The following is a 12966-nucleotide window of genomic DNA, read 5'->3' as shown; positions in this document are numbered from 1 at the left end:
AAATGACTAGCCTTAATGGCTGACGGCACGTTTTTTATGAAGCCGGTAAAACAAACGGAAATTATGCGTCAGCGTCTTCAAGACGGCATAGGTCGGAATCGCAATCAAAATCCCGATAAACCCGTATAAGGAACCTGCCACCATCAACAATAAAATGATCGTTAAGGGATGGACATGAAGCCGGTTGCCCATGACATTCGGTGTGACGAGATTGCCTTCGAGCTGCTGGACCACCAATAGCACAAGAACGACTTTGAATGCCATGAACAATCCATCGTTCAAAAGGGCAACGAAAATCGCAGGGATGATCCCGATGATCGGCCCGAGAAACGGAACGATTACCAAGAACATCGCGAACACGGCAAGCGTCAAAGCGTATTCAAGGCCGATGATCAAATAGCCGATGTACATCAAGACACCGATCACCGCCGCGACTGTTGCCTGGCCGATCACGAAAGTGGATAAAGTTTCATCTAGATCTTTCAGAAGTTTCTTCCCTTCCGGCTTGTGGTCTTCCGGGAGCCGCTTCACAGAATATGGAATGAATTTATCATCGTCTTTCAACAGGAAGAACAGGATGAACGGCACCACGATCAAAACAATCGCTGCGTTGACCAACATGCTGAGGATGCTAATGACATTTTCAAACAAATTACTCGAGAGGCTTTCGGCATAGCCGTAGATGCGGTCGCTGATTTCCTGTCCGGAAATTCCCCCGAATTCAAATCCTTTCAAGAGATTGTTAGATTCCGAACTCATTTCTTCCATTTTCTCGGGCGCCAAATCCAGCAGGCTTTCCCCCTGTTCGATCAAAGTCGGTCCGAAGAAATAGACGAGGCTCGCAAACGCCAGCGCAATTACCGTGAAAACAATTCCGATGCCGGCGATCTTCGGCATGCGGCGTGCGAGCATGCGGACCAATGGCCGGAGCAGATAGTATAGAATCCCGGCGATGACGATCGGCGCAAATAGCGTAGCGATGACGATGCGGATCGGTTCCCAAATATAGTCCAACTTGCTGAGTACGTATAATGTAAGGGCGAGTAATAATATTCCCGCTGTGTATTCGAAAAATGGTTTTCGGATCCACACTTGCTGACACTCCTTTCAAATTTAGTTCCACATTCAAATCATACACGAAGAAAAAGCGAAGACAGATGTTTTTCTGCCTTCGCTCGCTCGTATAATTTATTTGTCTTCTTCCAGTTCACGCAATTCTTTCTGAGTTTGCGGGAAAGCGTTCGCTTGCCATTCTTCACGGTAAGCTGAATCCAATTGCGAGAGTCCCTGTTCACTTGAATCTTCGATGGCGTAGACACTTTCGCGCTCATCGATCTCTTTGCTATTATGCATGTCGATGTCTTCGTGTACACGGACTGTATTTTTTTCTTGATAGGCTTTGTAGACGAAAACCCCTGCAGCTGCTGCAAGCGCGCTGCCTACTACTGTATTCATCGTTGATCTCTTCATCAGAATCCCTCCAAAATAATGCGTCTTTCTGTCACTTCTCTTCTGTATACCCCGAATATCGGTTTTTAAGCAAACAGGAATTTTTTTTGCTCAAGTACGCTCCTGGCCCATTGGCCCGTGCCGTTTACGCGTAGCGGTCCATATCTTTCAATTGCTCGCGCAGCTTTTCCCCGACGCCTGACGCTGAAGCCGGATTTTGCCCCGTGATCAAGCGCCCCGATTCAATGACACATGCTTCGAGCGGCAGCTGGGCGATTTGGACAAGTGCGCCCCGCTCCTTCATTTCATGCTGCAAGGAAAACGGGATGTCTTTATAGAGGCCAAGGAGCTTTTCTTCCAGGTCCGAAAAGCCGGTAGCGAGATGACCCGATAATAAGGGGCTGCCGTCGGACAGGCGGACATTCAATAAGCCGCTCGGCCCGTGGCAAACAGCTGCGACAATGCCGCCTTTTCGTAAATGCTAGCCGTCATCCGCTGCAATTCCTTATTGTACGGAAAATCCCACATCGTTCCGTGCCCGCCGGTAAAGTAAATGCCGGCATATTCGGCAGCTTTCACTTCGCCTGGTGTCAGCGGCCGGTCAATTGTCGCTGGATCTCTTTATCCAAGTAATAATGGCGCGTCCGGCCATTGACTACTGCGGCCGGAAGGCTTCTCGGATCGATCGGCACTTTTTCAGCTTTCGGGCTGATGATATCGATTTCGAAATCATCTTTTACTTCATGATAGAAATCCGTCAATTCCCGCAGCCACAAGCCGGTCTTTTTGCCGCGATGCCCTAAATCTTTATGGTTCGTCACGATAACCGCTATTTTCTTCATGGCATATTCCTCCCCATCCATTCATATCCCTCTCTATTCCCTATCGCCTGAAAATTACTCGCGGCAAGGAGATCAGGATGCGCTTGCCTATTGAAAAAGGCCCGCAGTGCTGCGGACCTCTCAGGCTTCCAATATACGCGTCAAGCTGTCACGAAATTTGTCGTTGTCGGCTTGCTGGCGCTTTTTCGGGCCTTTCATGCGCCCACCGCTTTGGCGGATTTTTTTGGCGACGTGGCGGCCGTGGAGCAATTGTTCAATATTTCCTTCATCATAGACCCGCCCGTTCTGGTCGATCGGCACGCCGCGTTTTGCGAGCACCATCGCGGCAAGCCCATAATCCTGCGTGACGACGATATCGCCTGGGTGCACACGGTTCACTAAAACAAAATCGACCGCATCCGCTCCCTTCGATACCGTCAGCGTTTCCGCTCCTTCGCGGTACATTTCATGGGACGTGTCGCAAATGAGCAGCACGGACCAATTGAAACGCTTGGCCAGTCCAATCGTCAAATCGACTACCGGGCAGCCATCTGCGTCAATAAGAATTTTTGCCATCGGCTTCCTCCCTTACCAATTCATCGGCCAGTTTTTCAGCGGCCCTTCTGTACAGATTGCTTTTATGGACAAGCGATGCGATGAACAGCACTTTGGAAAGTTCCCCATTCTCTTCGCTTTGTGTATTGGCGACGGCTTCTGCCTGCCGCTCGAGCTCTTCTTTGAACGCGGCATGATTGTCCTGCTGAAGCGCCAAATAAGTTTCGTAGAACACGGATAGATCCAGTTCCCGCGCTTGCGCTTTTTCATTCACTTTCTCCAGCACTTTTTTTACGTCGTTAATCGACAGCGTACTTTTCATCTGATAAATCAAGCTGATGAGCATAATATGGTCAGGGGTGTATTTTTTATGCTGCACCGGATAGAATAGTTTTCCTTTGGCATAATTATTGATCATCGTTTTCGTCAAAATTTTATCGTCCGGATACCTTTTTGTATCGTGGAAGGCCGTCTCGAATAATTGAATGACTTGATCCACGTATAGATCGATTTTCGGGATATCACTTGTGCGGATTTGGCTGTCGAGAGCCAATTGGCCAACAAGCCGATCGATGCTTTCCATTCGCTTCACCTCAACTTCTGTTTCTCCATTTTACCCTATGATGGAAAAGCCGACAAACTTGACCGGCGAAATCAATACATATATCATTATATGTAGTTTCAATAACTACGTATCAGGAGGTACAGATTTATGACTGCATTCATCCGAGAGCCTTTCAACGCTTTATCGCATTTGGCGGGAGCCTTACTGTCGTTCATCGCGTTACTCGCCATGACCATCAAAGCCGCCTATTCACAAGCTCCTGCCGCACATCTCACCGCGGTGATCATTTTCGGCATCAGCTTGATCCTGCTTTATACAGCTTCCACGGTCTACCACACGGTAAAGGCGCGCCCCGGGGTCATCGCTTTTTTCCGTAAACTCGACCATTCCATGATTTTCTTGTTGATTGCCGGCTCCTACGCGCCGTTTTGCTTGATTGCGCTTGAAGGCACACTCGGCTGGTCGATTTTCGCCATTGTCGCCTCGCTTGGCATCAGCGGCATTCTCTTCAAGATGATCTGGTTCCATTCCCCTCGCTGGCTGTCGACTGCCATCTATATCCTGATGGGCTGGATCATCATCTTCGCAGTGGGCCCGCTCGCCTCCAGCCTGCCTGCTGCCGGCTTATGGCTGCTCGTTGCCGGCGGCCTTCTGTACACGGTCGGCGGTGTCATTTATTGGCTCAAGCCGGACTTCCTGTCTTCGCGCTACCTCGGATTCCATGAAATTTTCCATATTTTCATCTTGCACGGAAGCACTTGCCATTTCCTTGCTGTTTACTTATATGTGCTATAACTAAAAAAAGAGCCGCTCTCAACGAGAACGGCTCTTTTTTAATGATCGAGTGCGTCGAGCGCCTGCATCAGGTTAGCGTAGACTTTGATATTCTTGAAGTCGATGCCAAGCGTGACCGCGGTCTGCGCAATTTCAGGGCGTATTCCGGATAGAACAGACTCCACGCCGATGATTCTCAGCGAATCCATCAGTTGGAACAATTGATGGGCCACCATCGTATCGACGATCGGCACCGCTGATAGATCGATATAGAGCGTCGTCAATTGCTGCTTGGCACTCTCTTCAAGAGCCGTCTCCAAAATCACTTTGGCGCGGTATGTATCGATCCCCCCGACCAATGGCAGGATGCCCACGCCTTTACGGATCGGAATGACCGGGCTGCTCAATTCGTCGATCACTTCCTGCTGGCTCGCCAGCAATCGTTGATGTGCCTCGTGGTGATGGCGCGCGAAGCTTTCGATGATGAAGTCGAACATATCATTCAACATTTCGCTCCAGCGCAAGGCATCCCGGCTGTCCGCTTTTTCGACTTCCTCAAAAAATTTGCGTACATAATTCCAGTAAATCCTGCGCAATTGCCCAAGATACTCCATCACTTCATATAGCGGGACGGATTGCTGGGCACGTTCTTTAGCAATCGTCGAAGACCAATCTTCAACATAGGCAAGCGATTCTTCTTTATCGTGGATAAAAATCGCAGTGACTGCCTCGATAAAGCCAAGCGATTCCTTTCTCAGCTTCTCTACCGTGTCTTCGGAAGCCGTTGCGGAATATACGGTATTCGAATGGCTGCTGCGTGTTTCGAGCCATTCTTCAACCATGGATTCCTTGTTTTTTAGAATGAAATTATGTAGCTCTCTGCTAATTTCTCCCATAATGTATGCCGCTCCTTTTTCTAACTTGTCCCTATCATCTTATAAGATAAGACAATCGAAAAGCAAATTTACCTTCTCCGGATGCAAGCGCCAGGGTTAAAGTGATAAGATGAAACCAAGGAAAGGAGACTGAATAATGGCATCATTCGAATCTGAAAAACAGGACTATGCAGAACGCCTCTACAAGGCATATGAAAACCGGCAAGCTTTCGGGAAAGAGCAAATTCCCGAATCGCTCAATCCCTGCCTGGCCTATGAGATACAGCAGGCGGTGACAGCAAAAAAAGCACAGAACGGGGAACCGCTGGCAGGCTATAAGATCAGTTTGACGAGCCCTGAAACGCAGCAATTGTTCAGCTCCGAAAAACCGCTATACGGGGCATTGACCGCTCCTGCCATTTCCGGCAATACCATTGAACTGTCTTCCATGCTCTCGCCATTGATCGAAATCGAATTGATATTCCTCATCCAGGAAGACATCGATGCCGCCGATTCAACAGCGGCGATTCTTGAAAAGACATTGGTGGCACCGGGCATCGAAGTTCCAGACTCGCGGTTCACAGAATGGTTCCCGAACATCAGCCTCGGGCAGGTCATCGCAGACAGCGCCGTAGCTGGCCGCATCGTTGTCGGGAAACCTGCACAGGGCCGCTCTTACGATCAGCTGGATCAAGTCCGCGGCGAATTGTTCCTCGATGGTGAACCGATTGCTTCGGGAAGCTCATCTGAAGTCCTGGGACACCCTGTGAATGCCATCAAATGGCTGGCTGCCGAACTCGAAGAGCACGGCTCAAAGCTAAAGCGTGGATTAACCGTATCGTCCGGTACATTCATCTTGCCGAAGCCACTCCAAAAAGGGCGTTACGAAGCGAGATATGAAGGAATCGGCACTGTCGAACTGACCGTCCATTAAGAAAATCCCCGCCTGCAAAAGCAGACGGGGATTTTATGTTCCTGCAAAATGGAGACTCTTACAGCAAAAAACCATTCTTTTTCGCATCGAACATCAGCTCTTCGCGGAATTTCGGGTGGGCGATATTGATGAGGCGCTTCGCCCGCTCCGCAAGGGATACGCCGTGTAAGCGCGCCATGCCGTATTCCGTGACGATGTTGTCGACATCGTTTTTGCCTGTCGTCACGACCGATTGCGGCGCCAAGTTCAGTTTGATGCGCGATAAGCTCCCGCCTTTTGCAGTGGACGGCATGCAGATATAGCCTTTTCCGTTTTCTGCAAAGCGAACGCCCCGCGCGAAATCGACTTGGCCGCCGCTTGACGAATAATATTTTCCGCCTACTGTTTCAGAAGCGCATTGGCCGTACAAATCGACTTCTGTCGTCGCATTGATCGAGACGATATTCTTTTCTTTGGCGATTTCCCGCGGATCGTTGACGACACTCACCGGAAGCATCTCCACCGCTGGATTGCCATCGATAAAATCATATAAATTCTTCGAACCGTAGGCAAAAGTCGCGACAATCTTTCCAGGGTTCGTATATTTCCGGGTACCGTCGATTGCGCCTGAGTTGACCAGGTCCGCTACGCCGTCCGGCAGCATTTCCGTGTGGATCCCCAAGTGCCGATGGTCTTTCAGCATGCTTATGACCGCATTCGGTACAGAGCCGATGCCAATCTGAAGTGTATCGCCGTTTTCGATATCGCCGATGATCGATGAAGCAATCTGGATATCCATCTCGCTGATTTCACCGACTTGCTCTTCCGCAAGCGGCGCATGATGTTCTACATACCCTTCGATTTGGCTGATGTGGATTTGGTTGCGGCCAAAAGTGCGCGGCATATGTTCATTCACTTCCAAAATGAACGGCACTTTGCCGACGAATTCAGCGACGTAATCGGCTTGTGTGCCGAATGTGAAATAACCGTGTTCGTCCATCGGCGAAGCGACCGTCATGATCATCGACATCTTCGTCGCTTTTTGCAATAGACGCGGCATCTCGTGGAAATTATTCGGCACCAGGTCCATTTTCGCTTGCTGGTACACTTTGCGGGTCGCACCGCTCAGGAAATACGATACATGGCGAAGCTGCTCGAGTTCCCCGCGGATATAGGCGCGGTCACGCAAAGCGAGCATTTGGTGGATCTTGACCCCGTCTAGTTCCTGGGCATGTTGTTCCAGAATATCGAGCAGCCGGATCGGCTCTCCATTCGCGATCGGCACGATGATATCCGCTTGCGCTTCGATCAAATCGACCACTTGCTTCGGGCTAAGTTGTTTGGACATCTGCATTCACTCCTGATTTCTAATATTGTTTCCACTTTATCATAGAATTTGCGCTTGCTTGAGTTGCCAAACTTTCACCGCTATTCTGCTTTTCAGTCAAAGAGCCGCCGCAAAACCACAATGGGTTCTGCGGCGGCTCTCCCTATTTATTGTTGCGTTTTTACGGCGAAGCTCGCGATGATGCCGCCAATGCCGAAAGCGGCCATCACACCCCATAAAATAAGCAAGATGATCGAGCCGATGCCGGTGCCGCCGTCCATGACCGATGACAACTGCAGGAGAAAGAAGCCAAGACTGAAAAGGACAATCGCCCCGAAATAAATCAGTCTGGCATTGAAACTGAAATTCTTCATCGTCACAACCCCTTTGCCGATCTGCTCCACTTGCCCTTTTCAAAAAGATAGTTTCCGAAAGCAAGCTTTGCTCTTATCATTCACGTTCTTCTCTCATTGTAAACGTTGCTCGTCATTTCAATTGGAAACGGGTCCGGCTGATGCCTTCTTTCGTTTTCTCTACTTCCAAAATGGCCGGAATAGCTGCTTTTAATTCCTGCACATGGGAAATGACCCCGATCATCCGCCCTGATTTCTGCAAGTCCACTAACGTCTCGATTGCCTTGTTCAAAGATCCCTCATCAAGCGATCCGAAGCCTTCATCGATAAACATCGTTTCAATCGATACATTGCCTTCAAAACTTTGAATAACATCGGCCATTCCTAGTGCGAGACACAGGGAGGCATTAAATTTTTCCCCGCCGGACATCGTTTTGACGTCGCGCGTCTGGCCGGTATAGGCATCGTACACATCCAGGCCGAGGCCGCTTTGTTTCCCGCGCGCTTCCTGACGGTCGCTTCTCGTCAAATGGAATTGCCCGTTCGACAAATGCTTGAGCCGCTCATTGGCCGCTTCCAAAATCTGTTCCAAATACTCGATTTGCAAATAGCGTTCAAAGGATAGCTTCACGTCGTTCTGCCCGCGGATCGTATCGTAAAGATCGACGATGCGCGCGAATTCGGCTTCTGCCGCAGCTTCTTTTGCAGATGCATCGGAGACTTCATCAAAAAACGCTTGGGCTTTTTTCTTATATTCTTTAGACGTATTCAATTCAGAAAGCGCCCGTTCGTAATCGGCCTTCAATTCGGCAAGTGCTTGTTCCACATCCGACACATCAACACGGCCACGGCCGGCGAGCGCACTTTCGAGTTCCGCCATTTGCCTCTCTGTCGTGTGACGGTCTTGCTTGTACTGCTCAATTTGCGTTTTCAATTCTTCGTAGCGGGATGCTTCCAGTTTGGCCTCTTGATAAGCTTCCTTCGTAGCGAAAGCGGATTTTACGAGCGCTTCCTCGAAACGGCTTTCAGCATGTTCAAGCTTTTCTTGCAGTTCTTGCACGGACTGCTTGCTATGCCGAAGCGACACCGCCGCCTCCGACAATTGGCGCTCGGCTTTTTGCAGGGCATCCTGCGCTTGTTGCCAAGCCGCTTCTAAGCGGTCTTTCGTTTCCTGCGCTTTTGCGGTCTCTGTTCGAAGCGATCCGAGATCACGGAGCGCTTCCGGAATCGAGGTCAGCTTGCTTTCCAAAACCGCCTGTGCCGATTCATGCGCGGAGCGTTTTTCGTGCGCGCTGTGCTGGGCTTCTGCTTGCTGTTTCTTCAATCTTAATAACTGGTCCTCCATCTCCACGAATGTCACTTTACGCTTGCGCAGCTGCTCCTTATCGGACTGCAATTGCTCGAGCTCTCCAGTTAATGAATGCTGTTCAGCCCGTACCGTTTCCAATTGCGCTGACGCTTGTTCAGCCGCAATAGACATGCCGTCCAGTTCCTCGCGCTTCAGTGCCACCTGCTCACGGACCGCGCCTTCTTCCGCTTCCGTTTTGCGGAATTTTTGCTCGCTTTGCGCCAACACTTGCTTGGCCTGTTCCATCGCTTGTTGGTTCACTGCTGCAGAACTGCCTAGCTGTTTTGCTGGATGTTCCAGGCTTCCGCAAACAGGGCACGCTTCCCCCTCGTGCAGATTCGATCCGAGCAGCGCCGCCTGGTTGGCGAACCAATCATGTTCCATCGTTTGATAGGCTTTGTGCGCTTGTTCAAACTTCGCCTGATCTACCGTTGACTGTTCGGCCAAACCTTCGAGCTTTTGGTCCAAGCGAAGATATTCCGCCAAGACGCGCTGTTGTTCCGCCAAGCGGTTCTGGCGGTCCCGCTTATCGTCGAAATGCTCCAGTCTCTCTTCCAGTTGTTGAATGAATGATTTCGTTTGTGTCAGCTGTTGCTCGGCGCTTGCTGCTTGTTCATCCGTTCTTTGTAATGCCGTTCTGGCGTGAATAGCTGCTTTCTCCAATTGCTGGACAGCTGTACGCTGCTGTTCGAGTTCCTTTACGCCTGCTTCCATATCATGCAAACGGATCAGCGCTTGCTGTGCGGCCTGACGCTGTTCATGGCGGTTTTCTTCTTCGTCCTTCACTTGCTGCGCCTGCCGATTCATTTCTTGGGCTTTCTGTTCAGCCGTCTCGGCACGAAGCAATTCTTCGCGTTTTTGGCGTTCATTGGCTACAAGATCCATCACCTGCTCTTCCAAGCCAGTGATCATGCCAGCTTGATCGGCTGCTATGACTTGTTGCTCCCATTCTTTGACCTTCGGAAGTTGTTGTTCGAGTTCCTGCAAATGGCGCTTTTTCGCTTCTAATTCGTCGAAGCGCCCATTCCAGCCTTTTGCTTCGTGAAACTCGGCCATTTTTTTATTGTGGAAATCATAGGATTGCTGATAGCGCTCCTGCAGGCCGATGCTTTCCGTTTCATAATGGCTGATTTCCCCTTCAAGCCCTGCGAGCAATTGGCTGCGCTGGAAATCGCCTTGTGCGAACACTTCAAAAAGAGCCGATTCACGCTGCGGCAAAGAACCCGCAATCGCCTGCACTTGCTCTTTGTAAAGCATCTGCTGCGCTTTAAACCGCTCCTGCGCTTCGTCTTTTTTCTGCTTGAGCCGCTCGGCAACCAAGCGGTACGGTTCGGTGCGGAAAATCTTTCGTAAAATCGCTTCTTTATTATCCGTTTCAGACGTCAATAGCTTGCGGAATTCCCCTTGCGGCAGCATGACGATCTGGTTGAACTGGGAAAAAGTCAGCCCGAGGATTTCTTCGATGCGGCGATTGAGCTCCGAGACGATTTGCCGCTCGACACACGGATTTTCGCCCGCATCGGTCATTTCGAAAAATTCATAGCGTTCACCGGTCGCGCTTTTATTGCCTTTTTTCACATGGCTCATCTGACGCAGAATGCGGTAAGTTGTGCCGTGCACTTCAAAGGTCAATTCTGCCGAAGTATGGACCGAATCCTTGGCGAAATCGCTGCGCAGGTTTTTTGGTTCGCTGCGGTCCGAGCCGCTTGCCGAACCGTAGAGCGCGAAACAAATGCCGTCGAAAATGCTCGTTTTGCCAGCACCGGTGCTGCCGGAAATGACAAATAAACGATTGCCTTCCAAGTCTTCAAAATTAATTTCTTCACTGTCACGGTATGGGCCGAATGCCGTCAGTTTTAATTTGACCGGTTTCATGACTTCACCTCTTCACGTTCAGAATCTGCCTGAAGGAATTCCTGCAACACGTCACCGAACAGTTCAGCCGTTTCCGCTGTCGGCACATCGCCTTTTACTTCTTCATAGAATGCGTTGAATAATTGCATCGGGTCCATCTTCCGGCGGTTGCCGATGGTCGATTCGCCGGCTTCTTTCGCGAACGTTTTGCGCTGTACATGCATCGCGTTCGGATACACCGAGCGCACTTTTTCCATCGGATACAAAACGGGCGTCTCATCGAGCAAGGTAACGAAGACATAATCGTCGCTTCTCTCATGCTCCATAATTTCCGCGATTGTCCCTTCCACTGAACGCATATCGCGCTTCGCTGTGAATAAGCGCTTGTCGACTGTGACAGATCCATCTGCAGCTAACTCAACCACATGAAACCCTTTTTGGTGGTGCTCTTCCGATATCGAATATTTTAATGGCGACCCTGAATAGCGGATCGTTTCATTCAATACATAATGCGCTTTATGCAAATGGCCGAGCGCTGTGTAATGGAACGGCTGGAAATGCTGCGCGCTGACGTGTTCCGCCCCACCGATCGCAAGCGGCCGTTCGGAATCGCTCGTATTGTCTTCCTGTTCTCCGCGAGGCGTCACGAACGCATGGCCGACGAACACGTGACGCGCCGACGGATCCATTTCAGCGGAAATGCGTTCGGTCATCGCTTTCATCGCATCGTCATGGGTTTTGATGTCCGGGTCTTCAAATACATGGCGCACCATCGATGGATCCGTGTACGGCACTAGATGAAAATGAACTTCGCCCGCTTCATCGCTCAAAACGACCGGGTCGAATTCTGGCCGGATCGGGCCCGCGATATGGAGGCCGTTGCTTTTCAATGCGCGGCTCCCGAAATCAAGCCTTCCCGGGCTGTCATGGTTGCCTGCCACGGCAATGACCGGCACTTTCATATCCAGCACGATTTTCGCGAGCAGATCATCCAGCAAACGCACCGCTTCTGTCGGCGGCACGGCACGGTCATACAAATCCCCCGCAATAACCAGTGCATCGGGACGCTCCTGTTCGATTGCTTTGATCAATTGATCCAGCACAAATCGCTGGTCTTCTGTCATATGTACGCCCTGCACCAATTTCCCGAGATGCCAGTCAGCCGTATGGATGAATTTCATGAAAAGATCCCCTTTCTTCTATATAAAAGAATATACGTTCGTTCCATTATACACGATTCATTTCACTTGTTTCATTCCCCTGCCCGGTATATAATGAGAACAAACGTTCTTATCTGAGGAGGGTTATCATGAAAGCGCAACTTCTAAAAGCATTCAAATACCGGCAATTGATCGACATCATGTATATGGCAAACGACGGCACCATCAGCAAACGACGCGTCAAAATCCTGAAAGTCAGCGGTGATTCGTTCCAGGCTTATTGCTTTTTGCGCCGCGAGAAGCGCCACTTCAAAATCAGCCATGTGCTTTCATGCATGCCCGTCCGAACGAGAGAACGCCAAATTGTCTGAATCCTTTTCCGACTCTTCCTGCTTTATGCTACACTAAGAGGAAATGGAAAATGGAGGATGAGACTCATGAGATTAACCGTTTACCTTGCAGGCGAAATTCACAGTTCTTGGCGCGAAGAAATCAAAAAGAAATCCTTGGCGCTCAATCTGCCGGTCGATTTTGTCGGGCCGATGGAAGACCACGACCGCTCCGACAATATCGGCGAAGAGATCCTGGGTGAACAGCCGAGCGCCATCTTCAAAGACGCCGCTGCATCCAGCTTCAATAATTTGCGCACAAGCGTGTTGATGGAAAAATCGGACCTTGTCATCGCCTTGTTCGGCGAACAGTACAAGCAGTGGAATACAGCGATGGACGCAAGCTCCGCTTTGGCAAGCCATAAACCACTCATCGTCATTCGCCCTGAAAAATTGCATCACCCGTTAAAAGAACTTTCCCAAAAAGCGAACGCCACCGTCGAAACCTGTGACCAGGCGATCAAAGCTTTGTCCTATATCTTCGAATAACAGAAAGTGCAGCGGCTCAGGCCGTTGCACTTTTTTTGTTGGTGAATTTGAATGGTGGAAAATCAAAGTCGCTTGGCGGTCGCGCTTAGCTGGA

At 50.1% G+C, this 12966-nt stretch carries 16 protein-coding genes; 4 read left to right on the top strand and 12 right to left on the bottom strand.

Annotated elements, in window-relative coordinates; all coding sequences use genetic code 11:
• Positions 1-12: 12 nt before the first annotated feature.
• The 7 genes from CW734_RS03035 to CW734_RS03010 form a co-directional block, all read right to left on the bottom strand.
• The gene (locus tag CW734_RS03035; RefSeq protein WP_101189378.1) at positions 13-1092 is read right to left on the bottom strand and encodes an AI-2E family transporter; all 1080 of its coding nucleotides are present in this window, start codon (positions 1090-1092) and stop codon (positions 13-15) included.
• A gap of 96 nt (positions 1093-1188) precedes the next feature.
• The gene (locus CW734_RS03030; RefSeq protein ID WP_101189377.1) at positions 1189-1470 is read right to left on the bottom strand and encodes a hypothetical protein; all 282 of its coding nucleotides are present in this window, start codon (positions 1468-1470) and stop codon (positions 1189-1191) included.
• A gap of 124 nt (positions 1471-1594) precedes the next feature.
• Positions 1595-1876 (bottom strand): type 1 glutamine amidotransferase family protein, encoded by a 282-nt coding sequence (locus CW734_RS03025; RefSeq protein ID WP_101189376.1) that lies wholly within the window; start codon positions 1874-1876, stop codon positions 1595-1597.
• The gene (locus CW734_RS18195; protein ID WP_157824112.1) at positions 1873-2028 is read right to left on the bottom strand and encodes a hypothetical protein; all 156 of its coding nucleotides are present in this window, start codon (positions 2026-2028) and stop codon (positions 1873-1875) included. The genes CW734_RS03025 and CW734_RS18195 overlap by 4 nt, the downstream gene beginning before the upstream one ends.
• Positions 2029-2039: 11 nt before the next feature.
• Positions 2040-2291, bottom strand: coding sequence for a type 1 glutamine amidotransferase family protein (locus tag CW734_RS03020; protein ID WP_157824111.1), 252 nt, complete (start codon positions 2289-2291; stop codon positions 2040-2042).
• A 120-nt stretch (positions 2292-2411) separates the two neighbouring features.
• On the bottom strand, positions 2412-2846 hold the full coding sequence (locus CW734_RS03015) for a YaiI/YqxD family protein (protein WP_101189374.1): 435 nt from the start codon (positions 2844-2846) through the stop codon (positions 2412-2414).
• Positions 2827-3408: a DUF1836 domain-containing protein gene (locus tag CW734_RS03010; RefSeq protein ID WP_101189373.1), complete on the bottom strand. Its 582-nt coding sequence runs from the start codon at positions 3406-3408 to the stop codon at positions 2827-2829. The genes CW734_RS03015 and CW734_RS03010 overlap by 20 nt, the downstream gene beginning before the upstream one ends.
• Before the next feature lie 129 nt (positions 3409-3537).
• Between CW734_RS03010 and trhA the strand changes: the two genes are divergently transcribed.
• Complete coding sequence (gene trhA / locus CW734_RS03005; protein ID WP_101189372.1) at positions 3538-4185, top strand: PAQR family membrane homeostasis protein TrhA; 648 nt, start codon at positions 3538-3540, stop codon at positions 4183-4185.
• A gap of 38 nt (positions 4186-4223) precedes the next feature.
• On the opposite strand, the gene CW734_RS03000 is transcribed toward trhA, so the two are convergent.
• Complete coding sequence (locus CW734_RS03000; RefSeq protein ID WP_101189371.1) at positions 4224-5060, bottom strand: STAS domain-containing protein; 837 nt, start codon at positions 5058-5060, stop codon at positions 4224-4226.
• 136 nt (positions 5061-5196) lie between these two features.
• On the opposite strand from CW734_RS03000, the gene CW734_RS02995 reads away from it, so the two are divergent.
• A complete protein-coding gene (locus CW734_RS02995) occupies positions 5197-5973 on the top strand; it encodes a 2-keto-4-pentenoate hydratase (protein ID WP_101189370.1) in 777 nt (258 codons plus the stop codon).
• 58 nt (positions 5974-6031) lie between these two features.
• Here the strand turns inward: CW734_RS02995 and CW734_RS02990 are convergent, their stop codons facing one another.
• From CW734_RS02990 to CW734_RS02975, 4 genes are all read right to left on the bottom strand, one after another.
• Positions 6032-7300, bottom strand: a complete 1269-nt coding sequence (locus CW734_RS02990) for an acetyl-CoA hydrolase/transferase family protein (RefSeq protein ID WP_101189369.1) — start codon at positions 7298-7300, stop codon at positions 6032-6034.
• Positions 7301-7446: 146 nt separating this feature from the next.
• Positions 7447-7653, bottom strand: coding sequence for a hypothetical protein (locus CW734_RS02985; RefSeq protein WP_101192118.1), 207 nt, complete (start codon positions 7651-7653; stop codon positions 7447-7449).
• Between the two features lie 112 nt (positions 7654-7765).
• The gene (locus CW734_RS02980; protein WP_101189368.1) at positions 7766-10855 is read right to left on the bottom strand and encodes an AAA family ATPase; all 3090 of its coding nucleotides are present in this window, start codon (positions 10853-10855) and stop codon (positions 7766-7768) included.
• Positions 10852-12015 carry an exonuclease SbcCD subunit D gene (locus CW734_RS02975; RefSeq protein WP_101189367.1) on the bottom strand — a complete coding sequence of 388 codons (1164 nt, stop codon included), beginning with the start codon at positions 12013-12015 and terminating at the stop codon, positions 10852-10854. The genes CW734_RS02980 and CW734_RS02975 overlap by 4 nt, the downstream gene beginning before the upstream one ends.
• Positions 12016-12143: 128 nt before the next feature.
• Here CW734_RS02975 and CW734_RS02970 point away from each other — a divergent pair, with 128 nt between their 5' ends.
• Both CW734_RS02970 and CW734_RS02965 read left to right on the top strand, forming a co-directional pair.
• On the top strand, positions 12144-12365 hold the full coding sequence (locus tag CW734_RS02970) for a transcriptional regulator (protein WP_101189366.1): 222 nt from the start codon (positions 12144-12146) through the stop codon (positions 12363-12365).
• Positions 12366-12431: 66 nt separating this feature from the next.
• Positions 12432-12872 (top strand): YtoQ family protein, encoded by a 441-nt coding sequence (locus tag CW734_RS02965; protein WP_101189365.1) that lies wholly within the window; start codon positions 12432-12434, stop codon positions 12870-12872.
• The last annotated feature ends 94 nt before the right edge of the window (positions 12873-12966 follow it).

This window comes from Planococcus sp. MB-3u-03, from assembly GCF_002833405.1.
In the GTDB taxonomy this organism is placed as follows: domain Bacteria; phylum Bacillota; class Bacilli; order Bacillales_A; family Planococcaceae; genus Planococcus.
Note: the sequence above shows the minus strand (reverse complement) of the source record. Positions and strands in the feature narration are given on the sequence as shown.

Coding starts and splice junctions, on each gene's coding strand:
- CW734_RS03010 (WP_101189373.1), bottom strand. CDS start 3,408: ATGGAAAGCATCGATCGGCTTGTTGGCCAATTGGCTCTCGACAGCCAA.
- CW734_RS02975 (WP_101189367.1), bottom strand. CDS start 12,015: ATGAAATTCATCCATACGGCTGACTGGCATCTCGGGAAATTGGTGCAG.
- CW734_RS03030 (WP_101189377.1), bottom strand. CDS start 1,470: ATGAAGAGATCAACGATGAATACAGTAGTAGGCAGCGCGCTTGCAGCA.
- trhA (WP_101189372.1), top strand. CDS start 3,538: ATGACTGCATTCATCCGAGAGCCTTTCAACGCTTTATCGCATTTGGCG.
- CW734_RS02965 (WP_101189365.1), top strand. CDS start 12,432: ATGAGATTAACCGTTTACCTTGCAGGCGAAATTCACAGTTCTTGGCGC.
- CW734_RS02990 (WP_101189369.1), bottom strand. CDS start 7,300: ATGTCCAAACAACTTAGCCCGAAGCAAGTGGTCGATTTGATCGAAGCG.
- CW734_RS02985 (WP_101192118.1), bottom strand. CDS start 7,653: ATGAAGAATTTCAGTTTCAATGCCAGACTGATTTATTTCGGGGCGATT.
- CW734_RS02970 (WP_101189366.1), top strand. CDS start 12,144: ATGAAAGCGCAACTTCTAAAAGCATTCAAATACCGGCAATTGATCGAC.
- CW734_RS03020 (WP_157824111.1), bottom strand. CDS start 2,291: ATGAAGAAAATAGCGGTTATCGTGACGAACCATAAAGATTTAGGGCAT.
- CW734_RS03000 (WP_101189371.1), bottom strand. CDS start 5,060: ATGGGAGAAATTAGCAGAGAGCTACATAATTTCATTCTAAAAAACAAG.
- CW734_RS02980 (WP_101189368.1), bottom strand. CDS start 10,855: ATGAAACCGGTCAAATTAAAACTGACGGCATTCGGCCCATACCGTGAC.
- CW734_RS02995 (WP_101189370.1), top strand. CDS start 5,197: ATGGCATCATTCGAATCTGAAAAACAGGACTATGCAGAACGCCTCTAC.
- CW734_RS03015 (WP_101189374.1), bottom strand. CDS start 2,846: ATGGCAAAAATTCTTATTGACGCAGATGGCTGCCCGGTAGTCGATTTG.